Genomic DNA, 21,713 nt, shown 5'->3' on the forward strand with positions numbered 1-21,713 from the left:
CCGGCAGGAAGCAGGGCGGTGGGCGGGACGGTGGTGTGGTGCGGCACCCCGGCCGGGCGAGACGACGCCGCGTTGGTCCTCGTCGACCACGAGCCGCACTGGCAGCCACCCATGACACCGGTGCGGTGGGGCCGACTGGTGACGGCACGGCCGGGCACCGACTGCGAAACCTGGGGCTTGCCGGACGTCGCCCAGCGCGACGGCAAGCCGGTGGAAGCGGCACAGCTGCGCGGGGAACTGAATCCAGGCAGCGGGTTCGTCGGCAACCAGTACGTGATGGACCTGCGCCAGCCTTCCCTACAATGGTCAGCCGACGGCACATCGCCGTGGGGCGGTATATCGGGCGCGGCGGTATACGCGGATCGGCTGCTGGTCGGCGTGGTGGCCTCCGACCGTGCGCACTCCGGCGGCAGCCAGCTCAACGTCGTACCCACCTTCGTTCTCCACCACGACCAGGCCTTCCGCACCGCCCTCGCGGAGCATGGATTCGGTGCGGACCACGGGCTGGAGCCGGTGGAACTCCAGCACCTCACCGACCTCGCCCAAGGCCATATCGGCGCCGCAAAGATGGCCTCACCAGCGGCACTCCTTGAAGCCCGACATCAAGTTGTGCCCTTCCACGGCCGAGACGGACTCCTGGGCGAGCTGAGAGATTGGTGCGCCCAGGGAGGTACCGGATTCTGGTTGCTGCACGGGCCAGGCGGCCAGGGCAAGACTCGCCTGGCCCATCACTTGGCCGCACAGCTGACCGCCGACCGTTGGGCGGTGCTGTGGCCGAAGGCGAACGCCACCACAGAACAGCTGGCGGAGGTGCGGCATGTTGCCAGGCCTCTGCTGGCCGTCCTCGACTACGTCGAGACACGCACCGAACAGCTCGCTGCCCTCGTCGAAGCTGCCGCCGACCACCCCGGCACGACCCCTCTCAAGCTTCTGCTCCTCGCCCGCACGGGCGGTGACTGGTGGCGCCAGGCCTCCACCGCCACCCGTCTCGCCGAGGACTACCTTGCAACCGCCCCCACCCGCCTACTCACCCCGCTGGAGAACGACCCCGTCCGCCGGTCCGACCACTACCGCGACGCGGCCCGCGCGCTGGCCGCTGCTCTGCCGCGGGTCGACGGCCTGACCGGACACGACTGGCCCGCGGCTGCGTCCTGCCTGCTGCTGCCGCGGCTGGATCAGGACGCCTACGGCAACGCCCTCACCCTCCATATGACCGCCCTCGCCGACCTCCTCGAGACCATCGAACCCGGCGGGATCCGCCGACATGGCGCCGCACGGCCAGTAGCCGCGGACGTCGAGGACCGGCTACTGAGACATGAGAGCCGGTACTGGAGGCAGAACGCTGCCGCCCTCGGCCTCACCCCGGGCCTGAGCCTTCCGACGCTAGAAACGGCGCTAGCCGCCGCCCACCTCACTGGCGCCTCCGACCATCAACAGGCCGATTGGCTGTGGCAACGGCTCCCCGCGCTGGCCGACCAGACTCGCGACCGCCGCAACCAGGTCACCACCTGGCTCTCCACCCTCTACCCGGCCAGCATCATTCCAGGACAGCCTTGGGGCGCGCTGCAGCCCGACCGCCTCGCCGAACGCCACATCGGCCGCATCCTGGACACCGACCCCACCCTCGCCGATCGCCTCCTTCACGACGCCGACTACACCCAGACAGAACGACTGTTCAACATCTACAGCCGCGCAGCTGCTCACCCCGTCTTCCAAGACCGCCTCGACACCCAGCTCACCGCTCTGTGTACCCGCCACCACCAGCTGGGTGCGCAGATCATCGGCACTGCCATCCGGACCGACCACCCCATCGCCTTCACTACCGCCCTCAACATCACCATTTCCGACCCCGCCACTCCCATCACTGATCTCGTCACCCTCGACGAGCAGCTCCCGGCCAGCAGCCGACGCCTCGCCACAACAGCTGTCCACCTCACCCAAACCCTCACCGACCGCTACCGAGCGCTGACCGAGGCCAACCCTGACGCCTACCTGCCCAACCTCGCCCGCTCCCTGAACAGGCTGTCCGTACGGCTGGGTGCAGTGGGGCAGCGGGAGGAAGCTTTGACCGCCGTCGCGGAAGCTGTAAGGATCCGCCGCGCGCTGGCCGAGGCCGACTCTGATGCCTTCCTGCCCTACCTGGCCGGCTCAGTGAACGATCTGTCCATCGCCTTGCATGAGGCGGGCCGAGGGGAGGAGGCTCTGGCAGCGATTGAGGAAGCCGTGAGCCAATTCCGTGTACTGGCAGAGGCCAACTCCGACGCCTACCTGCCCGACCTCGCCGCCTCCTTGATCAACCTGTCCACCGTCCTGGGTGAGGCGGGCCGAGGGGAGGAGGCTCTGGCAGCGATTGAGGAAGCCGTGAGCCAATTCCGTGTACTGGCCGAGGCCAACTCCGACGCCTACCTGCCCGACCTCGCCACCTCCTTGAACAACCTGTCTCGCTGGCTGAGGCCTGAGGAAGGTTTGACCGCCATTGAGGAAGCAGTAAGGATCCGCCGCGCGCTGGCCGAAGCCAACTCCGATGCGTACCTACTGGACCTCGCCCAGTCCCTAGACAACCTGGCCACCCGGCTGGGCGACGTGGGACGGCGTGAGGAAGCATTGACCGTTAGAGAGGAAACCCTCGGCCACTACCGCGTACTGGCCGAGGCCAACCCCGATGCTTACCGGCGCGGCCTCGCCGGATTCTTGTACAACCTGTCCATCGATCTGGGTGCGGTTGGTCGGCGGGAGGAAGGCTTGGCCGCCATCGAGGAATCCGCCAGCCACTACCGTGTACTGGCTGAGGCCAACCCCATGGCCTTCGAAGCCGATCTACAAGACTCTCTGGAAGTGGCGGCCTGGCTCGAAGCCCTTGGCCAATAGTCCAGCAGGCAAAGGCGCACGCACCCCAGCCCGCTCAGCACTACCAAGCTTCAGCGCAACGCGACACTCGGTGCAGGGCGGCCGTCACCTCGGATGCTGAAGGCGGTGGTCGAGGATATCGCACGTCTGAGATGGAGCTCCCCGCCAGCTGGTGCCTTGGGCTGGACGCCCGCGCGCCGCTGACGCGGCCGCGTGCCGGCCCTGCGGCCCAACCAGCCGCAGGGCCACCGTCCGTGTGGGGCTGGCGACCAGGTGGGCCGCACTGAGCTTCCGTCAACTTGAAGTCGCAGGTCAAAGGGCTGGTGTGACCGGCTCTCGGGACGCTCGTGCTGGTCACGGGCGACTGTCTGAGTAGTAGATCGTCCGTCAGCGCGGTCGGCGCCTGAGTCGAAAGGCAGTCGACGGGATCATCTCGTGCAGGGGATCATGCGTAGGTGTCGCCGATCGAAGCCGCAACCCATGACCTGCAAGACCTCGCTGTTCTCTGGAGTATCGGCGAGGCCCATGCTCACGATGTCGTCGAGGCTGCCTGCGCGGCACTCGTTGCCGGACTCGACAGCCCGGCACTGCGCATTCTGGCCGGATACACACGTGCCGAGGCGGAGTACGACGTTCCCGACCTGCTTCCCGTCGTACTCGATGAGCTGGACCTGGTGTTTTACCCGCGTGACAGCGAGGCCGGGCAGGACGCTGCCGTGCGGGCGCTCGCGCACCAGATGCTGGCGGGCCGGCTGACGCCGCGAGAGCTTGCTCTGCGCATCCACCAGCGGTTCGGCCACCAGCTACCCCTGGCCGAGCGCCTTGCTGAGCTTGATGACGAGTACGACATCGTCGAGTACGGGAACAGGACGTTGGCCCAGCTCGATGCCGAGGTCACGGCCGAAGCTCAGCGTCTGGCGCATGGTCGGCCCGACCAGAACCGACATTCGTAGCGATCGAGCCCTGAACAAGCGGTCGTCAGCAGAAGCAGGTAGCTGTGTGAACGTTCTCGTTATTCCCCAGGCGTAAGTTCACGTAATTCCCCAGGCCCTGGCCGCGGCCGGGGGTTACGTTGGCCAGCGTGAACTTGCTGGGGTGGAGCTATCGGTATGTGGGACCGCCTGATCTGCGGGCCCTTGTCCGGCCGGAGGCTGAGGGCCGACGCATCCACTCGGTGGCGGACTTCAACGACTGGGTGTCGGGCCTGGCAGCGGTGGAGCTAGCCGAGCCTTTCACGTTCGTTATCGACTCGGCGGCCGTGCTGCGGCTCGCCCCGCGCCGGAGCGAGCACGTGGTGTGCGCTGGCGGCGGCCCCGTTCTCGGTGCCGGAGAGATTGGCTTCCGCGAGGAGTCCGGGCAGTGGGTGGTCGGCGAGGTGAGTAACCAGTCGACCGGATACTGCCCGGACATCAGCTCGTGGCCGGCCGTCGCGAAGGCTCTGGACGCAGCCGGAATCGAGCACCCTTCCGGCTTCACCCACGAGGTGATGTTCCGGCGCTGTCCCGCCTGTAGCCAGCTGAACATCGTTCGGGAGGAGGACTTCGTCTGCGTCTTCTGTGACGAGGACCTGCCGCGGGAATGGAACGTGGACTGGGCTGGGCGTTAGCGGACCGGCGGCTTGTCGGGCTTGTCGGTGGGGTTCTTGGGTCGCTTGTTCGGTCGGTAGCTGAGGCCGTTCATGATGACCTGGTGGCTGGTGTTGATCAGCCGGTCCAGCAGCGACTCGGCGACGACCGGGTTCGGGAAGAGCGGATACCAGTCGCTGGGTGCCCGGTTGCTGGTGATGATCAGGGACCGGCCCTGCCGTTCGCTGACCAGTTCATAGAGGTCATCGGCCTGGGACGCGCCGAGCTGGCGCATGGCGAAGTCGTCGAGGATGAGCACGTCGGGCCGTACCAGTTCACGGATCCGCTTGTCCCAGGTGCGGTCCGCGTGGCCGCCGGCGAGGTCCGCGAGGATCCGGCTGGTCTTGGCGAACCGTACGTGGGCGCCCTGGCGGACCGCGAGATGGCCGAGGGCCTGTGCGACGTGTGTTTTTCCGACCCCGACCGGGCCGAAGAGGATGCTGCGCCTCAGCCTCGACACGATTTCGCGGCGCCGCGGTCTCGTGCTCACGACCGACCACATCCACCAGAACAGCCGCGGCGCCACCCTTATCGCTGAGGTCATCGACGCCGGTCTGCTGACCCAGAGCGCGTAGCTGCTTCCGCGCCCGGCCAGTCGGATGCCATCTACCGCGCGGAGGTGGCGTGCGATCCAGACGGTCAAAACTGAAGCAGTGGCGCGGCATCGCCACCCGCTACGAGAAGACCGCCACCATCACCCGCCTGGCCCCGTTCACGCCCCAACTCGCTCCGGGCAGGCTCTGCCCATGCAGCATCCCGAACGCATGCCGGACGATGAGCCCTGCGAGATCCTCTATGACCTCACCGAGATCATGTTCTTGGGCATCGGCCACCCGGACCGCCCGAAGCTGGTTGTGATGGGGGAGGGCGACCCACCGACGTCGTGGACACGCTGACGCTCAGAAGAGCGCCAGCTTCTCGTCGGCCGGATCGGGCTCGGCGTCCTCGAACATCGGCAGCAGCAGGTCTGAGTCCGCCGGGATGAGGCGGCCCGAGGCGATGCAGCTGATCGGGGGGAGCCCGTGGCGGCGGTTCTGGGGCCCCGGCGGGTCGTGCCGGGCCAAGTGGCGCGTGTCCGGGCTGACGGCGACGGAGCGACGGCAGGCAGGGCAGGTGATGCGAGGCCATGCGGACATGACGAAGTCTCCTTCGTTGAAGGCAGGTTGAGGAGTCACGTCCCCGAGAACCGGGGCGTGTTTGGAGAGTAGGAGCGCTGGCTGAGCATGGCCACCGGCGGCTGAAATCGCACCGGGAAACTGAATCTCAGCAGGTCACACTCAAGGAAACTCAAAGGAACTCAACGGAACAGACCTATCGGGTCGAGATAGGTCGAGAAGGATCGAGAACGATCTAGGCCACCGATCCTGAACTTGGCCGGATCGCGTCAGATGTCCGCGCCGGACTCGCGAGGGAACGCACTTTCGGGCACGACGAACATCCCTTCTGGAGGGGGAGGCGGAGAGTGTCCTCGGAGGTCGAGGTGTGAGTGGAGCGTATGACCGGCCGGGTGACCTGGCGAGCGGCCAGTGCGGAAACCGGCAACAGAGTCGTTGTTGCAGGTGAAAGGCTACGCAAGGTCTCGCAAGAAGACATGAGTGCCCATCAGTGACTAACTATGACTAACTTCCGCGAGGTCATTAGAGGCCAAATTGGCTGGATCGCGTCGTTGGTGACGGCCGGCCCGCGCGGTCGGGATCTGAGGCATGGCGGAATCCCTCCCCTGGGGGTGTGTCTGGTGTGTGGAGTCGGTCCGATCGGAGCCGGTGAAGCGAGAGTAGGACGACAGCCCGGCGGCGAGTAGCGCCCACCAAAAGCCGCCATGACCTGCGCGTAGTCAGAGTGCGCGAGAGCGTATTCAGAGTGTCGGCAGAGTGGTGCCAGAGTGCTTCGGAGGGGCCTGGACGGGTTGGCTGATTCCGTTCGTCTGAGGCGAGTCTGGCACGCTGTCCGACTACGGCGAAGCGCCCCGGATCCGTCTTGGCCAGGGCGCTTTGAGTGAGTTTCAGTGAGATCCGGTGAGCGTTGATGAGGGTTACGCGGTGTTCCGCCGGATTCCGCCGTCGGAGGTCGGCCGGATGTGGCCGGAGGGCCCCTGCTGCTCCGCACGGCCCGCGATACCGGGATCGGGATATTCAACCCAAAAATAGGAGTATGACCCGAGACCTGACGTGGTACCTGTTCGAGGTGCCCGCTCCTCCCCGCAGCCAGCCCAGCGCCGCACCGAGCCCTCCGCCGCCCCGCCCTCGCCTCCGCGTACGGCCCGGGTCAACGACCGTGCCGAGGATCTCGTCTACGCCGGCGCCTGGTTCGAGCAGAACTCTTGCCCCGTGGAGGACGACGACGAGGGCCTGGAGGAGGGCTTCGACCCGGTGGAGGACGACGACGAAGACGACGACGGGGCGGTCTACGTGCCGCTCGGCGGCGGGCGGTAAGTCAACTCCTTTGCCTCCGGCCCGGCGAGGGCTGTACCACGGGCTGGACCTACATGGATTGCTTACCGTTCGCGGTCTACAGTTCGCGGGCCCGTCGCCCGGTAAGGGCGGTATGGATCGCAACGAAGAAAGAGCACCCGTGACCGTCTGGCTCATCGCCGCCGGAGGACCCGGCGACCCGTTACTCCCCCAGTTCCGCCAGTACAAGGCCGCCGTCTTCTCCTACAAGGAGGGCGGTGACATACGCGGCATCGCCCGGGAGGACCTCGCCGCGTCCTTCGAGGGCAAGCCGTACCTCGACGACCCCCGCAGGGTCGTCAACGCCGGCGCCGCCGGAAAATACGCGCGGGAGCTGGGCAAGATCCGCGACGAGGTGAAGAGGGGTGACTACCTCGACGCCTCCCTCAAGGGGGCAAGGAGTTCCTCGTCGGCCGCGTCAAGAAGCACCCCTACGCGTACCACCCCGAGCACGACCGCGACCACCGCCACATCCTGCGCACCAAGTGGGCGGCCCCGGTCCTCGCTGAAGCTCTCGGTGCGCTTACTCCGCACCTGAACACCTCACGCCACACCATCCGCACCCCTCAGGAGCAGCAGGCACTCAGCGACTTGGCCGCGCGTTTCTTCGCCTGACCAACTGGAAGCCCCCGTCGGTTATCCGGTCCGGGGGCTTCTGCGTGCGCCGGCTAGGCCGCCGCGGCCAGCGTCTTCACGGTGAGGATCTCCGACCTCGGCCCGGCGCCCGAGCCGTTGAACGCGGCGATCTGGAGCCGGTACGTGGTGTTGGCCGCGAGTCCGTCCAGGAGGGCGTTCACACGCGGCCCCAGGACCCTTGAGGGCTCGGTGGGCAGCGGGTCTTCCCCTGCGGCGAGGTACAGGTAATGCCCGGCGATCCCGGCCAGGTCGAGCCCTTCGGTTCCGCTGTAGGTACCGGCTGCTGCGGCCTCGCCTACGCCCGACCGCCAGGAGATCATCACCTCGCGATCGGTGGCCCAGCCGCCGGAGACGGGCCCCGGGTCGAGCGGGTCCCCGGACTGACTCCAGACCGGGGCCGGCGGTATCTGCGAACTTCCTTAAGCCGGCACCCACGTTGCGCGGTCCGCCAGGCGCTCCTCGGCGGTCGCCGGGGGCCACTGTGTCCGCCCGGCCATGTCGTAGGGGTCCGACGTCAGGTCGATGCCGGTGTTCAGGCTGGTCTTCCGGTCCTTGATCGCCACGGCCCGCTCCAGGGGGAAAGGAAGCCTATTTACCCAATTCTCCCATTTCGGCTGGGAAATGCGCGCGTCACTTGAAGGCGACGGTCCCGTCCGATAGCACCTTCGTGGCCCGCATGCACTCGTCCGGCGTCATGGCTCCCCGCCGCGAGGACTGGCAGAACTCCAGCTGCTTGCCGACGACCTCGAAGCCGGACTGATCCCAGTAGCTCGAACGGGATGGTGTGGGAGTCGGAGTCGGGCTCGAAGAGGGCGGGAACAGCAGGTCGGCCACACTGTCCCGGCTCTTGCTCGGGGACGGCGCAGCCGATGTCACCGCAGGAGCAGGAACGCGCTCGGTGACCGTCACCGTGGGGGTGGGAGATTCACCTGCACCGCAGCCCGTCAGCAGTACGCCGGCTGCCATGACGAACATCGTGATCTTTTTCAAGGGCCCTCCCCGGGATCGTGCCGCGCCGGGGGTGAGCGTAGGTGAACCCGCGTCAGATGTGTGCGGAAGTAGCCAAGAAGAGACGAGAGGAGCCCCCGCCGGCCGCACCTTCGCGAGCGAAGGAGGGTGGTACCCGACGAGGGCATGAGATCCGGTGTGACGCGGAGTTCTCGAATAACAACTTAGAGGTCGTTTTCGTCCGTTGTTTCATCCCGGGATGAAACAACGGACGAAAACGACCTCTCAGCCCCGGCCTCAGCTGTGGCACGGGCGACGGGCCGCGGGCCGGCACTGTGCAGGGAACCTGTCGTGCCGGCCTGCGGTCCGTGGAGGGGGTTAGGGGACGACGATGGAGAAGGAGGCGTCTTCGTAGACGCCGGGCTTTCCGGTGATGACGAGGAAGGTGTCGGTGCGGGTCCCGCACGAGGGGTGCGGCCACATCGAGATCCGGACGTCGTACTCGAAGCTGATGTACTGCAGGGTGGCGGTCGGGACGAGCTTGCGGATGTCGAGGTCCTTGTCCTCCAGCTCGACGCAGTAGTGCCCCGTCGCGGGCTTGGTGACGGCCTCGATGCCCTTGGACCGGTTGACGCTGCCGTTGGCGTTGACCACGGCCGCGGCCTGCGCGTAGGGGGCGGTCACCTTCGCGGAGCCCGGGGGTACGGCCACCGCTGTCCCCGCCCAGGTTCCGCCGGCAAGGAGTCCGAGGGCGACGCTGGTCCATACGGCTGCGCGGGTCCTCTTGCTCATGGTCATGTGCAGTCTTTCCCCTCTGTGGTGTGTGCCGGCGGCCTCCCCGGGCCGCCGACACACCGGAAGCTAGGGGCGCCGCTACAACCTCCGTGGTCCTTACACGTTGAAACCACCGGTTGAGGGGGCGCGGGAGGCGCTCCTCACCGACCGCGGCGCGCCTTCGGCGCGTGAGCTGCGGGATTCCACGGCCGGGGGGTTTGCTTCGCCCCTCGGGCTGCCTGTGGGTGTGCAGTGGCGTTTCACCGGTGAACCGTGCGCCCCGGGCGAGTGAACTGGCGCCTGCGGGGCTGTTCCTGGCCGAGTTGCAACGGATACAACCGGCTCATGATGATCACGATGCGAGCCGCGGTCGCTGCCGCTGCCCTTGCCAGCCCCCGCGCCCGCGCCAGCCCCCGCGCCCGCTCCGGCCGCCGTACCCGCCCCGGCCTCGACTGCCGTTGCCGCACCCGCTCCCGCCCGGCCTCGACAGCCCCGGCGGCGATTGCCGTCGCCGCTCCCGCTCTGGCGGCCGGTGCCGCGGCACCGGGGAGGACGTGCTGGCCGAGCGCATGGGTGCGGCCGGTGACCCGTGGGCCGCGCCTGCCCGCCGAGTCCCCGCTCCGGCCGCTCCGGCCGCTGCGCCCGCGCCCGCCGCTCGCGCTGCTGCGCCGCGGGTGCGGGAGGCCGCTGATCCGTGGGCTGTGCCCGCGAGTACGGACGCGAAGCGTTCCTGGGGCCCCCTGACCGAGGGCCTGGACGTCCCCCGTGATCTCGACCTCGGTGACCGGGCCCGTGCCCTGGAGCAGCTGAGGGTGCACCCGGCCGCGCACTCGCAGATGGTGTCGATGGTCCGGGACATCCTCCCGGAGCAGGAATCGGGCCTCCTGGTCGGCTCACGTCAGTGGCCCCTGCTGGCCGCCCGCATGCAGAACATCCGCGAGAGCGACAGCACACACACCGTCGCCCAGCACCTGAACCGCCTGACGGCCGACACCTCCTGGAAGCAGGCCACCGGCACGGCCCTGGTGGGCCGCCTCGTGGACGCGACCCTCCACGCCCTGACCACGCCGCTTTCCGCGTCGCCCGCGTCCGCCTCCCGGCTGTGGGTCTCCCCGATGGCGGCCCGCTCCCGCTGCACCACCCCCACCGTGGCCCCCGGTCGGCCAGCCCCGGCCGAAGCCGCCGTCCCCGCCCACCGGCAGCAGGCCGCGCCCACCAGGGGAGCGGGGCGCGGGCGCTGACAGGGCGTCCGGCTCCGGACGGGAGCGGCTGTTCCAGAGGTCTGGAACAGCGCCCGATGGGGTTGGATGTCCGGTTTGGGGTGGCGGTGATCCTTCTGTCCGGGTGGACCCGGATGATCTACAGTGACTTTCTGTCATGGCTTGTAACTGTCGGTTGTGTGTGCTGCTCCGCGGTGACGGCCTCAGGGATGGATTTGATCGAGGAGAAAAGGAGACACCGTGAGCAAGGCCCGGACCACTGCTCCGTCCGACCTTCGCGCGGACATCAGGTACCGCGATGACGGCAAGTACACGATGTACGGGATCAGCCTGCGCTGGCAGATCGGGGACAACGCCCCCGATCACGAGGCCTGGCCCCCACCGGCGGACTGGAACGAGGGCAACGCGCCCTACCCGCACCTGTACGAGGTATGGCTCAACGACGAGCTGCGGCAGACGGTCTTCCTCCACTGGTCTTCATGGAATTGGATGCAGTCCAACTCCCACTGGGTCGACCTGGGGGACCAGGAGCCGACAGGACAGCTCCACGTCAAGATCCGCGCCAAGGCGGATGGCGAGTTCACGCCGTTCACCAACGTGGTCGCCATCGGCTCGGAGCGGGCCGGCCTGGAGAAGTGGGCGGTGCGCCTGCCCCGCGAGAATGCCGAGAAGGCGCCCGGGGCCGTCCTGGATCCGCGGCACGGCACGGCCAACCATCCGCGCAGCCGGGCCGGCGCCGCGATCCGCGACCTGGACCCCTCACCGATCTGCGCCGAGGCACGCCGTGTCAACACCAGCACCGACTGGCACGAAGTGGTGCCGGGGGCCGACAGGATGCTCGCCGACTATCCGTGGAACGACGCGCAGAAGTACCTCGAGTACCGCAAGTTCTTCGAGGGCAGCACCCTTGCCTCCGCAGGGAACCCGGCGTTCCGCGGTCTGGATCTGGCCCCGGACGACGCCCTCGGGGACTGGCCCGTGACGGATCTGGACACCTCGGCCCCCACCCAGACCTTCACCTACGACTACATGGCGTATCACCAGGGTGAGAGCTGGTCCCACCGGTGGTTCATCACCCGCGCCGATTGGATTCCCGCCGACGGCCTGAGCTGGCAGGACCTGGAGCCGATCCCGTTCCTCGTCGAGGTGCACGGTGCGCCCGGGGAAGAGGAATCCACCGCTTGGGAGTTCGCGTCCTTCCCGCGGAGCCGGACCGGGCGGGCGGCGATCGTGGACATCTGGGGCGGCCACGGAGGACCGGACACCCCGAATGGTGAGAACGGCGGCATGACTGGCGAGTTCTTCCTGTCCGTTTCCGACGTGCTCCTGCGATAGCCGAGCCACCACACCACCCGGGATCGACCGCCTCCTCCAAGCGGTCGATCCCAAGCGGAGCGCGCTAGCCGGCCCAGTCCACGCCCAGCTCGGCCAGAGCGGCACGCTGCGCCTGGTCGAGCCGGTCGCGGCGCTGCTTCTGATTGGCCAGCCATACCCCGACGCGGCGGACGTCCCCATATGCTTCCGGCAGCCCGGCATCGGCAGCCGCCTGCGCCCGCTGCGGCGGTCGCCATGTCGAGAGCGCGGTTTCGCTGCCTGGTTCAGGCCGTGTTTCTTCCGTATGCCGTTTCGGAATTGATCGTTTCTGTCGTGCACGAATGGGGCCCTGCGGATCGCTATATGAGTGGAGGCGGGCGCCTCTGACGCCGTGGGGGGAGGGGTACGGCGTCGACGAAGGGGTGGGACACGTGCGGCTTTCTGCTGTAGCGATGGTCCTCCAGACCGCACTGGTCGTCCGGGTGTTCGGACCCGACACAGTCCGCTGCTGCCGACGACTGCTCGCCGCGGGCGTCCGGGTCGGCATCGCCGGCATGACGGGTGCCGCCCGGCACCCCGCCGCGGCGCCAGACGACTTCCACCTCGAGGTGGAGCAGTGACCTATGAAGAGCCGGAGGACTCCGCAGACCCGGAGCCCCCATCCAGCGCCTCAGCTCAGCATCCCGCCCTGGCCGGCTGGAGCACTGCCGATGAGAGGTCGTTCTGGGGGTTCCACGACGACCGGTACAAGCCGTACCTGCATTTCGCCTACAAACAGCTGGGATCTGACGCCGATGCGGAAGACGCCGCCGACAAAACCTTCGATGAGATCATGAACAACTGGCAGCGCATGCTCGGCATGGAGAACCTGCCCGGCTACGCGTGGAGCATCCTCAAGAGCCGTATCAGCGACCAGCGGCGCAAGCGCGACAGGCAGGCCCTGCCGACCGATCTTTCCGCGTTCGCGGCGGTCGTCGACGGCCGGGACGACTTCGCGGCCGTGCACGGCCGGCTCCAGTTCGCCCAGGCGATCGAGCACCTGAGCGAGAGGCAGCGGGACGCAGTGATCCTGCGGTTCGGGCTGGACCTCGACACCGCAGCAAAGTCTGTTGAGTGCCGTTTCAGGCCTTTTCTGGGGCGTGGCCTGGCCACGGCACCGACCCCCGCCAAGGCCGCGAAGCTGATCCGGAGGCGTCTGCAGTCTTTGCTCAAGCAGGCCGGTCGCGTCCGCGGCATCCAGGGCGAAGCCGAACGGCTCCACGAGGTCTTTAGCCGCGACTACCTCCACCAGCTCCCGCAGGTCGAGGCGGCTCTCGGACATCAGACTTCCGCTCTGCTCAGGCAGCTGGACACCGCCTGCGACAACGCCGACCAGCTCGAAGAAGCCGTCACGCAGGCCTTCGAGGAACATCCGGATGCGCCGGTCATCCGCAGCTTTCCGGGTCTCGCCGCACTGACCGGCGCCCGGGTCCTGGCGGAGATCGGCGACGACCGCACCCGCTTCGCCACCGCCGGATCCCTCAAGGCCTACGCGGGAAGTGCCCCCGTCACCAGGGCCAGCGGCAAGAGCTGCAAGGTCATGAGCCGGAAGGTCAAGAGCCAGAGACTGGCCGCCGTCGGCTACGTCTGGGCATTCGGTGCTCTCACCAGGTCGCCAGGCGCCAGAGCCCACTACGACCGCCGACGAGCAGCCGGCGACCGTCCCGTCGCGGCACAGCGGAACCTCTTCAACCGCTTCATGGGCATGCTGTTCCACTGCCTCCAGAACGGGCACCCCTACGACGAAGAAATCGCCTTCCCACAGGCCTCAGCAGGCCCGAAGGCAGCGGCGGCTTGACGCTTATCCGCGTGGGATGTCTTGTCGGCGGCACCATCGCGGGTCGGGTCCGGTGGCGGCCTTGGGGGCGTACCACCCCGGTCCCCGCCATGACGTGCTGGAATGCGGGGGCGTCCCCGGCTTGGCCGGGCGTGACGACGAAAGCCAGAGGCATGCAGCGGCCGTCGGCGGCGAGGTGGATCTTCTCTGTCAGCCCACTTCGGGATCGCCCGAGGGCATGGTCGGCCGGTTCGCCTTGCCGGAGCCCCTTTTGAGACGGTGCGGGGCAAGCGCTGCGCGCGATCATGCCGAGACGCGCGAAGCGACTCCCCAACACACCGCGAACCGGCTCCCGCTCAGACCTCCACAGCCAGCGGTGATCAATACAGCGACCAACCCGGTCCTTCATCACGGTCCCGAGGGGGCGCAAATCCCGTGGCGGTTACGGTCGGCACCGTGATGAAGTCCGCGTCGGCCACGACCTTCGTCAGTTGTGCCGTTGCGTTCACTGTTACGGGTCGGGAGTGCTGCCGCCGAACCCGGCCTTTCAGTGCCAGGGCAAGTGGCTCATCGCTTCAACCAGACCCGGTAGCGGCCGGTGTGCTCAACGGAGGGCGCGCTTCGCATCAGGTGGTCCCGGACGTCGTTACTGGCGCTATGGAAGGGCAGGACGGCGAGAAGGCGGTAGTGCGGATTCCCTTTCAGCGCGTCCGTGATGACGCCGTTCACCCGTGGGTTGGTGAACCCGTCGAGGACGACCAGGTCGAAGTCGCCGTTTCGCACCGCCTCCCGGTAGGCATCAGCGCCGGTGTGGCGGGCGCCGTGCCCGTCCCTGTACTCCATACCGAAGACGCTCTGCCACTGGCGGTGAGTCGTCTTGTCACGCAGGTAGTAGACGGGCACCTCGGGCGTTGAGCTGAGGTAGTGGCCCTTGCGGTCCACGTGGGAGGAGATCGTTCGGATCAGCGTCAAGGAGTCGGGCCAGCTTGTAAAGCGCCAGTCTGCCTGCGGCATACCGATGCACAGCGTTGCCGACCACAGAGCAATACCAAGGTGGGTGTGTCGAAAGTGTGCGCCCACCAGTCGCGTCAGGCCCACACCTGCCATCGGGGCAGCGAAGAGGAGGCCGAAGCCGACGTGCTTGAACAGCGCCACGACCGTCCCGAGATGCATCTGATAAGCGGGCGCGAGCAGCGCAGTGGCGCACATCAGCGCACCGAGCAACGACCGCTGTACGCGTCCCGGACCGCTGAACCCCGGAGCGAGCGGTGACTCGTGCAAGCGATGGCGCCGGGCATACGAGACCGCGCCCGCGACTGCTGCGAGGAACAGCAGTCCGCCCCACGCGATCGACTGCTCAAGCAGGAACACGGCACTGTCGGAACCATGTTCGCGGCTGGTCGTGGTCTGACGCACGCCGGCCGACAGATCGGTGCCGTACATGCCGAGCACAAGGAGGGCACTCATACCGAGGCCGAGCAGCAAAGACCGAACGAACGCGCTGCCGCGCCGATGCGGCAGCGCGGTGAGCAGAGCCAGTGCGACGATGGTGGGCAGGTAGAGGCCGGCCGCGTACTTCACACCGACAGCCAGGACGGCGACGGGTGCGGCGAGGAGTACACGCGGAGCGGGCATCCCAGCGGTGCGCACGACGATCCAGGTGGCCGATGCCAGGAGGAACACGGCGGGCGCATCGTAGGTGGCGAAGTGCCCCATGACGATGGTCGACTGCACCACGGAGAACAGACCTGCGGCGGCCAGCCCTGCGCGCTCGCTGAAGAGCCGCCGGGTGAACGAGTACAGCAGCGCAGTGGTGCCCAGCATGAAGAACAGGCTGAGCATTCGTGCGCCGGACAGCCCGAATTGGCTGTCCACCACGGCAGCGAGTACCGGGTACAGACGTGGCGAGCCGGAGAAGTACGCGGCGTAGCCGCTCTGTACCGCTGTCCCGTGGAGCAGGTGGCTCAGTTCGGCATGACCTGCTGTCAGGTAGAGAGCCTCGTCCTGAAACGCTGTGTTCGACAGTCTCAGTGACAGCGTCGCCTGGAAGGCCAGGATCGTCAGTAGGACGGTCCGGCTGACCCAGGTGCGCCGTCGGCATCCGGCCGAGCTCCATGCGACCGTGGGTGCCTTCGGCAGGTGGTCAGCCGGCGCGTGGCGGTCGCCGACCTGAGCGGGGAGGGGAGCGAGGGTCTGGGAACCGTGCTGCGTGGGTGTCATCGGACCCTCCGCACATCGAAGCCGTAGAGGTCGTCGGCACCCAAACGCCGGAACTCTGCGGCGCTCTCCGGGCTCGCTTCCAGCCGCCAGTCGGCGCGCGCCTTGTAGTCGAACCATGCGAACCCGACGAGGTCGGGGGAGGCGGTGACCCCCTGGAACAGGGCACGCACGTCTTGCGTGCGGTGTCGGCCAGGCATGGCGGCGGTCTCCAGGAGGAGCTGCGGCTTTCGGCTGAAGCGTGCGATCTCCGTCAGGGTCGCTCCGAACAAGCCGTCGAAGGAGTGAGGGTCCCAGTCGGTGAAGTAGCCGATCAGACCGACCCAGTCGACATATTCGTCACCGGGGTAAAAGGGGCTCAAATCCTTGTCCGTTCCGGGTTGAACGATGTTCGGTGACCAGGTCCAGATCACGTTGGTGGCCCCGACAGCCTCGAAGACATCGTGGATGTGGCGCCAGGCCCTGACGTACGCCTGTGGCGTGGTCCCGGTGGTCCCCCACTGCTCCCAGTCGCCGTTCATCTCGTCCGCGAAGCTGATTGCGACCGGGATGTTCAGTCTCCGGACCGCCTTCGCGTAATCTCGGAGATAGCTGTCGGACGCACCGTCGGCAATGCGGGTGGGCGTCGTGCCGCGCGGCTCCCAGGAGACGACTGTCATGGCCCCCGAATTCCAGGCGTTGCGCGTACCCGAGGCATCGAAACCGTCGCCCCAGCCCGCGTAATAGACGATCAAGTTTGGCTGTTTGCCGACCTTCCGAGCCCAGTCGAGCACCGGCTCCATGGAATGTGGGGCTTTGGGCCGGGACACTCCGAAGAACTTCTTGGACGGGTGCAACAGCGGGCGTACGTCGTAGGGCGAGGCCTCGGGGCGCGCCACAGCACCGACTTGACGGCCTGCTGAGGCCGGGGCGCAGGCGGACGCTGCGGGCACCGAGGCTGTGAGAGACAACAGCGCAATGACGGCAAGAGCACGTGTCACGCGCATCATGGGGTTCCCATCGCACGAGGCTGCAGCAGGGCTCTCGCGACGACCGCAGCGTAGAAGAGTCCGGAGGAGAGGAGAAGGACGAAGTCGACGGGATCGAGGGTGAGTGTGCGCCATGCGGCGGCACCTACCCACACCAGCGCAGTCCCGCCGCCCCACGACCACATGCCGAGCCGATGCCGCTTGGTGCCGCTGCGCTTCGCGCCGCAAGAACCGGTTGCCTGCCAGCCCACACGCCGCCCACGCAGGATGTCCCAGATCGCAAAGATGTGCGCCCAGCCGTACATCATCCGCGCGGCCCAGGCCTCGAGGCGGTAGGGAACCTTGTGCCACAGAGGAAAAACAGTGGTCGTGTACAAGACGCTGGGCAAGACCAGCCACAGGGTCTCCGCGGTGGGTTTCTCCGGGAACGCCAACAGGAGCAGAATCGGGATGAGGGGAGCGACGAATGTGAACAGGGCCGTGTGGATGTAGTAGAGGAAGCCCGACAGGTAGCAAAGCCTGCTTGAGGTCCGCATCCTCGCCCGCCAGAACTTGGAGCTGCACAGCAGGCTCATCGAGCCGGCGCACCAGCGGTATTGCTGATGGAAGAAGGCCTCCGCATCGTCAGGGCACACACCTGTCGACAGCGCGATCGGCACGTAGCGCAGGCCCCACCCGAGACTCCGCAGATCAAAGCCCGTGTGGACATCCTCCGAGTGTTCGATGAGCGTAGTGCCGCCGTTTTCATGCAGCGCCGCCCGCCGATAGACGGCGCAGCTTCCGACGCAGATCGCCCCGTCTTTGCTCTGCCGGGAGACTTGGACAGTCCGGTAGAAGAGCTCCTGGACGGCGCCGGCACCCCGTTCGATCCAGTTCTGAGCGTCCAGCACACGGAAGTACTGAGGGGACTGAACGATGGCGAGACGCTCGTCTTCCGCCAGATATGGAAGGAGTTCGTGGAGCAGATCCGCGCGCGGGGCGAAATCGGCGTCGAGAATAAGGATGTACGTGCCGCGGGTTCGCTCGAACCCGAAGTGCAGATTGCCGGCCTTCTTGAACCAACCCCGATTGGTGCGGGTGGCGTAGCGGAATCCGAACTCAGCTGCCATGGCCTGCAGTTCAGGGCTGGCCGAGTCATCCAGGACGAACGGCTCGCAGACCCCCGGGTAGTGGGCTGCCAGTGCACGGACGCGGGTCCAGGTGTTGTGCAGGATCTCGACCGGCTCACCGCACACGGGCAGGAAGACGTCGACCGACGGGTAGACATCGGGGCGCCAGTCACTCACGAGCCTTTTATGGCGTGAGAGATCGAAGTCACGGCTGAACAGGTTCACCCAAAGCGAGATCGAGTAGTAGAGGACAGTGAATGCCATAAGTGGGTAGAAGAATCGCAGCGGTGGCGCCGAGGAGAAGAGTCGAAACTGGCTCAAGGCGAGGCAGCTGATACTCGCCAGCGATGCAACCGTCAACACCCATAGGCGGCGGTCGACATAGGAATATTTCTCGAAATCCGACGGTGGCACCGGCAACAGGCTCGAGTCAACCAATCCGCAGGGATGTCGCTCTAGGGTCTGTCGATTTTGTGCGGCCGGCCTCACCAAGCGAACGGCTTCAACTGAACTCATGCAAGCCTCCCGGACTAACCGCCTCGTAGGGGTAGAGGTCAATATGCCGGGACCATAGGGTGGGGCATGCGGTCACCGCGGATAACGCGGTCGAAGATAGTGACAGTTAACCCGAAATAATGTAACGGCTACCCGAAATGACACAGGAGGTCGTTCATACGATATTTGTATCTGATCTTGACCGGCCGCGCTGAGCTGCGAATATCGATCTTTCCGCGTGGAGTTGATGCCTGCCGGAGCCGACGATGGGGCACCGTGTCCGCCGCGCTGTTATGCGGACCAGTCGCCTATGGTTGCACTCCTCCCCACCCATGCGGGCCGCATCCACAACAGCACGGAAAGGGAACAGGCCGCGCCCACTTAGAGGTCCTAACAGAAGCCGGTTGTGGTGTGACTGTCGGCTTGGACGCTCGTTGGTCTGGTCGTGGGGAAGAGGGTGTCTCGTCCGTGGATCGTCTCGGATGAACTGTGGTCATTGATCGAGCCGTTGCTGCCGATACCTGGGCCGAAGCTGAAGCCGGGGCGACCGCGGGTCCCGGACCGGCAAGCCTTGTGCGGGATCTTGTTCGTGCTGCATACCGGCATCCAGGGGGAGTACTTGCCGCAGGAGCTGGGCTTCGGTTCGGGCATGACCTGCTGCTTGTCGGAGTCGGCGAGCACGAGTACTCCCTCCAGGTCCACGATCACCTGCCCGCCCGCGTCCGGTGCCGATGGGCCGGCCAACTTCCTGTCACGGCTCGTCGCCGGCGTCCGGGTCGCGTAGCGGGCGCAGGGCTCGTTGCGGCCGGGTCCGGACGGCCGCCGCGGCGGCGGATGAGCCGGTGGCGCCCCTACGCGGGCATGTCAGGGGCGTGTGCTCTTGGCCGCGGGGCGGCGGCCGCGGCGGGTCTTGCCCCAGGGCTTGTAGATCGACAGTGCCGTCGCCGTGACCAGCAGCCCCAGGGCGATGCTCATGACGATCACCAGCTGCAGGCTGAGGGATTCAGGGGCCTTGCCCACCTCTGCCTGTTCGTGCAGCCAGTGCTGGAGGAAGAAGTGGCCGTTCAGCATCAGGGCGACGGTGATGACGAGCTTGGTGCTTCAGCAGGCCCCACTGCGTTGCCGTCGCGAGGAGCAGGCCGGTCAGCAGGGCCGTCCAGGCGATACCGGCGATCAGTTCGATCCCGAGGATCTCCATGACGACGCGGGTTGCGCGGACGACTCCGGCGTCGTCGGTGGTGAGGCCGACCAGCCCGAGGATGAGCTGGGCGATCTCGATTCCCACCCAGCCGACGGCCACCGTCACATGGAGGGTGAGGATCGCCTTGCGTCATCGCTGGGGCATGCGCCGAACCTTTCCAGCGGCGGGCGGTGTCCGCGGTGTCCGGGGGTGGGGTGCCGGGCGGGCTGGGGCCTCTGTGCTGCCCGCGCTCGCGACGGTCCCGGGGTGCTTCCTGCTCGCGGTCCGCGTCATGTGTCATGCCTCCGGTCGTCGTCGTCCAGGCCGTCGGCGAGAGCAGCGCGGTGCGAGCCGTGGGTGGGTTACCGGTTGCCGGGCCTGGTGGATCTGCGGTTCTCACGTACGCCCGGCGCTACGCCGAGCGCCAGGAACGCGCATGCGGGGGCCATCGTGACGCCCGCGCTCACCACGGCTGTGGTGGCCGGGGTGGCGAAGGTGAGGCCGGCCGCGGCCGCGGCGGTTACCAGTGCGACGACGGCACCGTACGCGGCGACGGTGAGGCGGATCAGGCGTAGCCGCTCCGCCTCCGGTCGTCGGGTACGGCTCAGAAGCCAGGCCAGGGAGGGCAGCAGCAGGACGGCGTGCATGGTGACGGCATGGGCGGGGCGCAGGAAGCCGGCTGCCTGGTAAGCCTCGGCCGCGCGGCCCGCTCCCTCGAGCGTCAGCCCGTAGGCGATCATCACCGCTCCAGCCGCCATCGAGCCGGTGAGCGCCACCAGTCCGGCGCGGAGCGCGAGCCGCATGCTGGGGGCGGCTCTCGGGTGGGGGCGCAGTGCGGCGACGGTGAGTGCGACGACGACCGCGATGAGGGTGACGCCGCCGGCCGCGAGGGCGCGCGTGACGAAGGTGTCGAAGGTGGTCTCGGTGTTGAAGTGCGAGGGGACACCGCGCCACGCCTGCAGGGTGATCAGACCGGTCTCCAGCAGGGACGCCGCGGTGAACGCGCCCAGGAGGAGGGTGCGGGTGCGCGCGGCGAGCGGGAGGAGCCGGCAGATCCAGGTGACGGTCAGCACGCTGACACCGAAGGACAGCCCGAAGGTGATCGGCTTCCGCCAGGAGACGGGGCCGTCCCACGGGCCGCCGGCGAGCAGGAGGACGACCGTGTGGAAGGCGGCGGACGCGAGCAGTAGAAGGGCCGCGCCGACAGGGATCTGCCAGGCCGAGCGCGATTGTACGGGCGAGGTTGCGGTGATGCGTTCATCCGCGGTCATGTGCTCGCCTGCGGTCATGTGTTCGCCCGCGGTCATGCGTTCGTCCGCGGTGCGGTCGGGCGCGCGCGGAACAGTGCGAACGCGGCCCACACCAGCCATGCCGTGCCACCGAAGCGGACGACGGGCAGCAGGTAGCCGAAGTCGATGGCGAGGAGCGTGAGGGTCGCGGCCAGTCCGGCGGCGGCGATGACCAGCCCGGTGGTGGCACAGGCGCGCGGCAGGAGCCCGCTCTCGCGGGCTGCCAGGCAGGTGCCTGCCGCCAGGAGAGCGAAGGACACGGCGTATCCGACACCGCCGGCGAGGAAGGACAGGTCCGCCAGGGCACGGGCCAGGGCTGCGGGTGCGTCTTCCGGAAGCCGGCCGAGGGTCCAGGTGAGCGCGGCGCTGGAGGCCAGTGCGCCACTGGCCAACAGTCCGCCGACGAGGACTGTTGCCGCCGCGGCGCCCTGGTCCTGTCCCTGCCGCCGCCGCACCAGCCGGGCCAGGGTGGCGGCCACGGGCACCAGGAGAACGGCGACGACGAGCAGTAGGAAGGCGCCCAGGTCGATCGCCGTGCCGTGGTCGCGTACGTACTGGCTCAGGATGTCGCGGCCAGAGGCGTCGGGCTGCGGGGTGGCGCGGTTGGTGACGACGTACGCGGCGGTGAGCACGGCGTAGGAGAGCGAGACGGTGAGCAGCGCAACGGGGCCGCGAGGGCGCGGGGCCGCGCCCCGGAGCGAGGCCGCGTGGGACTCTTCTGCTGATGTGCGCATGACATCTCCTGGATCATCGGTGAGGGGATTCGGCGTGGGATCCCGGCGGGTGGTGTGGGCGTGGAACCCCGGTGCGCGACAGCCAGAATGC

At 67.7% G+C, this 21,713-nt stretch carries 22 protein-coding genes and 3 pseudogenes; 12 read left to right on the top strand and 13 right to left on the bottom strand.

What is annotated here, in order from left to right; translation table 11 throughout:
- Positions 1-18: 18 nt before the first annotated feature.
- The 3 genes from OHA89_RS38295 (at position 19) to OHA89_RS38305 (ending at position 4,453) form a co-directional block, all read left to right on the top strand.
- On the top strand, positions 19-2,868 hold the full coding sequence (locus OHA89_RS38295; protein WP_406368172.1) for a tetratricopeptide repeat protein: 2,850 nt from the start codon (positions 19-21) through the stop codon (positions 2,866-2,868).
- A gap of 434 nt (positions 2,869-3,302) precedes the next feature.
- Positions 3,303-3,800 carry a hypothetical protein gene (locus tag OHA89_RS38300; protein ID WP_257552333.1) on the top strand — a complete coding sequence of 166 codons (498 nt, stop codon included), beginning with the start codon at positions 3,303-3,305 and terminating at the stop codon, positions 3,798-3,800.
- A gap of 128 nt (positions 3,801-3,928) precedes the next feature.
- Positions 3,929-4,453 carry a hypothetical protein gene (locus OHA89_RS38305; protein WP_406368173.1) on the top strand — a complete coding sequence of 175 codons (525 nt, stop codon included), beginning with the start codon at positions 3,929-3,931 and terminating at the stop codon, positions 4,451-4,453.
- Here OHA89_RS38305 and OHA89_RS38310 read toward each other — a convergent pair.
- Positions 4,450-4,974, bottom strand: a complete 525-nt coding sequence (locus OHA89_RS38310) for an ATP-binding protein (protein WP_406368174.1) — start codon at positions 4,972-4,974, stop codon at positions 4,450-4,452. The two genes, OHA89_RS38305 and OHA89_RS38310, sit on opposite strands and share 4 nt — an antisense overlap.
- On the opposite strand from OHA89_RS38310, the pseudogene OHA89_RS38315 reads away from it, so the two are divergent.
- A pseudogene (locus OHA89_RS38315) lies at positions 4,910-5,047 on the top strand (SGNH/GDSL hydrolase family protein); the annotation flags it as partial. The gene OHA89_RS38310 and the pseudogene OHA89_RS38315 overlap by 65 nt on opposite strands.
- Before the next feature lie 171 nt (positions 5,048-5,218).
- Positions 5,219-5,368 carry a hypothetical protein gene (locus OHA89_RS38320; protein ID WP_406368175.1) on the top strand — a complete coding sequence of 50 codons (150 nt, stop codon included), beginning with the start codon at positions 5,219-5,221 and terminating at the stop codon, positions 5,366-5,368.
- A gap of 3 nt (positions 5,369-5,371) precedes the next feature.
- On the opposite strand, the gene OHA89_RS38325 is transcribed toward OHA89_RS38320, so the two are convergent.
- Positions 5,372-5,608 carry a hypothetical protein gene (locus OHA89_RS38325; RefSeq protein ID WP_406368176.1) on the bottom strand — a complete coding sequence of 79 codons (237 nt, stop codon included), beginning with the start codon at positions 5,606-5,608 and terminating at the stop codon, positions 5,372-5,374.
- Between the two features lie 1,032 nt (positions 5,609-6,640).
- Here OHA89_RS38325 and OHA89_RS38330 point away from each other — a divergent pair.
- Both OHA89_RS38330 and OHA89_RS38335 read left to right on the top strand, forming a co-directional pair.
- Positions 6,641-6,904, top strand: a complete 264-nt coding sequence (locus tag OHA89_RS38330) for a hypothetical protein (protein ID WP_406368177.1) — start codon at positions 6,641-6,643, stop codon at positions 6,902-6,904.
- Between the two features lie 139 nt (positions 6,905-7,043).
- Positions 7,044-7,460, top strand: a complete 417-nt coding sequence (locus tag OHA89_RS38335; RefSeq protein ID WP_406368178.1) for a hypothetical protein — start codon at positions 7,044-7,046, stop codon at positions 7,458-7,460.
- 130 nt (positions 7,461-7,590) lie between these two features.
- Here OHA89_RS38335 and OHA89_RS38340 read toward each other — a convergent pair whose 3' ends face one another.
- The 4 genes from OHA89_RS38340 to OHA89_RS38355 all read right to left on the bottom strand — a co-directional run bounded on the left by OHA89_RS38340 (position 7,591) and on the right by OHA89_RS38355 (position 9,304).
- Positions 7,591-7,878 (bottom strand): fibronectin type III domain-containing protein, encoded by a 288-nt coding sequence (locus OHA89_RS38340; protein ID WP_406368179.1) that lies wholly within the window; start codon positions 7,876-7,878, stop codon positions 7,591-7,593.
- A 99-nt stretch (positions 7,879-7,977) separates the two neighbouring features.
- On the bottom strand, positions 7,978-8,121 hold the full coding sequence (locus OHA89_RS38345) for a hypothetical protein (RefSeq protein WP_406368180.1): 144 nt from the start codon (positions 8,119-8,121) through the stop codon (positions 7,978-7,980).
- A gap of 67 nt (positions 8,122-8,188) precedes the next feature.
- On the bottom strand, positions 8,189-8,548 hold the full coding sequence (locus OHA89_RS38350; RefSeq protein ID WP_406368181.1) for a hypothetical protein: 360 nt from the start codon (positions 8,546-8,548) through the stop codon (positions 8,189-8,191).
- A gap of 336 nt (positions 8,549-8,884) precedes the next feature.
- Positions 8,885-9,304 carry a hypothetical protein gene (locus tag OHA89_RS38355; RefSeq protein ID WP_257552245.1) on the bottom strand — a complete coding sequence of 140 codons (420 nt, stop codon included), beginning with the start codon at positions 9,302-9,304 and terminating at the stop codon, positions 8,885-8,887.
- 677 nt (positions 9,305-9,981) lie between these two features.
- Here OHA89_RS38355 and OHA89_RS38360 point away from each other — a divergent pair.
- From OHA89_RS38360 to OHA89_RS38375, 4 genes are all read left to right on the top strand, one after another.
- Positions 9,982-10,521, top strand: coding sequence for a hypothetical protein (locus OHA89_RS38360; RefSeq protein WP_406368182.1), 540 nt, complete (start codon positions 9,982-9,984; stop codon positions 10,519-10,521).
- Positions 10,522-10,740: 219 nt separating this feature from the next.
- Positions 10,741-11,835: a lytic polysaccharide monooxygenase auxiliary activity family 9 protein gene (locus OHA89_RS38365; protein ID WP_406368183.1), complete on the top strand. Its 1,095-nt coding sequence runs from the start codon at positions 10,741-10,743 to the stop codon at positions 11,833-11,835.
- 431 nt (positions 11,836-12,266) lie between these two features.
- The gene (locus OHA89_RS38370) at positions 12,267-12,434 is read left to right on the top strand and encodes a hypothetical protein (RefSeq protein WP_406368184.1); all 168 of its coding nucleotides are present in this window, start codon (positions 12,267-12,269) and stop codon (positions 12,432-12,434) included.
- Entirely contained in the window at positions 12,431-13,651 is a 1,221-nt protein-coding gene (locus OHA89_RS38375; protein WP_406368185.1) for a transposase, read from the top strand. The genes OHA89_RS38370 and OHA89_RS38375 overlap by 4 nt, the downstream gene beginning before the upstream one ends.
- 30 nt (positions 13,652-13,681) lie before the next feature.
- On the opposite strand, the pseudogene OHA89_RS38380 reads toward OHA89_RS38375, so the two are convergent.
- The 4 genes and pseudogenes from OHA89_RS38380 to OHA89_RS38395 all read right to left on the bottom strand — a co-directional run.
- Positions 13,682-13,889: pseudogene (locus OHA89_RS38380) on the bottom strand (IS5/IS1182 family transposase); the annotation flags it as partial.
- A 308-nt stretch (positions 13,890-14,197) separates the two neighbouring features.
- Complete coding sequence (locus OHA89_RS38385; protein ID WP_406368186.1) at positions 14,198-15,850, bottom strand: ArnT family glycosyltransferase; 1,653 nt, start codon at positions 15,848-15,850, stop codon at positions 14,198-14,200.
- Entirely contained in the window at positions 15,847-16,725 is an 879-nt protein-coding gene (locus tag OHA89_RS38390) for a glycoside hydrolase family 26 protein (RefSeq protein WP_406368187.1), read from the bottom strand. The genes OHA89_RS38385 and OHA89_RS38390 overlap by 4 nt, the downstream gene beginning before the upstream one ends.
- A 107-nt stretch (positions 16,726-16,832) precedes the next feature.
- A complete protein-coding gene (locus OHA89_RS38395; protein WP_406368188.1) occupies positions 16,833-18,440 on the bottom strand; it encodes a glycosyltransferase family 2 protein in 1,608 nt (535 codons plus the stop codon).
- 436 nt (positions 18,441-18,876) lie between these two features.
- Between OHA89_RS38395 and OHA89_RS38400 the strand changes: the two are divergent.
- Positions 18,877-19,077, top strand: a pseudogene (locus OHA89_RS38400) (transposase); the annotation flags it as partial.
- Positions 19,078-19,283: 206 nt separating this feature from the next.
- Here OHA89_RS38400 and OHA89_RS38405 read toward each other — a convergent pair.
- The 3 genes from OHA89_RS38405 to OHA89_RS38415 form a co-directional block, all read right to left on the bottom strand.
- The gene (locus OHA89_RS38405) at positions 19,284-19,490 is read right to left on the bottom strand and encodes a hypothetical protein (protein WP_406368189.1); all 207 of its coding nucleotides are present in this window, start codon (positions 19,488-19,490) and stop codon (positions 19,284-19,286) included.
- Between the two features lie 471 nt (positions 19,491-19,961).
- Positions 19,962-20,906 carry a hypothetical protein gene (locus tag OHA89_RS38410; protein ID WP_406368190.1) on the bottom strand — a complete coding sequence of 315 codons (945 nt, stop codon included), beginning with the start codon at positions 20,904-20,906 and terminating at the stop codon, positions 19,962-19,964.
- The gene (locus OHA89_RS38415) at positions 20,903-21,622 is read right to left on the bottom strand and encodes a DUF4386 domain-containing protein (protein WP_406368191.1); all 720 of its coding nucleotides are present in this window, start codon (positions 21,620-21,622) and stop codon (positions 20,903-20,905) included. Before OHA89_RS38415 ends, OHA89_RS38410 begins: the two co-directional genes overlap by 4 nt.
- Positions 21,623-21,713: the final 91 nt, after the last annotated feature.

It is taken from the genome of Streptomyces sp. NBC_01546 (assembly GCF_045208355.1).
Lineage (GTDB): Bacteria > Actinomycetota > Actinomycetes > Streptomycetales > Streptomycetaceae > Streptomyces.

What these genes read in the sequence shown, in the direction of transcription:
- OHA89_RS38395 (WP_406368188.1), bottom strand. Translation starts at nt 18,440, where the DNA reads ATGAGTTCAGTTGAAGCCGTTCGCTTGGTGAGGCCGGCCGCACAAAAT.
- OHA89_RS38325 (WP_406368176.1), bottom strand. Translation starts at nt 5,608, where the DNA reads ATGTCCGCATGGCCTCGCATCACCTGCCCTGCCTGCCGTCGCTCCGTC.
- OHA89_RS38385 (WP_406368186.1), bottom strand. Translation starts at nt 15,850, where the DNA reads ATGACACCCACGCAGCACGGTTCCCAGACCCTCGCTCCCCTCCCCGCT.
- OHA89_RS38355 (WP_257552245.1), bottom strand. Translation starts at nt 9,304, where the DNA reads ATGACCATGAGCAAGAGGACCCGCGCAGCCGTATGGACCAGCGTCGCC.
- OHA89_RS38310 (WP_406368174.1), bottom strand. Translation starts at nt 4,974, where the DNA reads ATGTGGTCGGTCGTGAGCACGAGACCGCGGCGCCGCGAAATCGTGTCG.
- OHA89_RS38320 (WP_406368175.1), top strand. Translation starts at nt 5,219, where the DNA reads ATGCAGCATCCCGAACGCATGCCGGACGATGAGCCCTGCGAGATCCTC.
- OHA89_RS38370 (WP_406368184.1), top strand. Translation starts at nt 12,267, where the DNA reads ATGGTCCTCCAGACCGCACTGGTCGTCCGGGTGTTCGGACCCGACACA.
- OHA89_RS38405 (WP_406368189.1), bottom strand. Translation starts at nt 19,490, where the DNA reads ATGCTGAACGGCCACTTCTTCCTCCAGCACTGGCTGCACGAACAGGCA.
- OHA89_RS38415 (WP_406368191.1), bottom strand. Translation starts at nt 21,622, where the DNA reads ATGCGCACATCAGCAGAAGAGTCCCACGCGGCCTCGCTCCGGGGCGCG.
- OHA89_RS38340 (WP_406368179.1), bottom strand. Translation starts at nt 7,878, where the DNA reads ATGATCTCCTGGCGGTCGGGCGTAGGCGAGGCCGCAGCAGCCGGTACC.
- OHA89_RS38410 (WP_406368190.1), bottom strand. Translation starts at nt 20,906, where the DNA reads ATGACCGCGGGCGAACACATGACCGCAGGCGAGCACATGACCGCGGAT.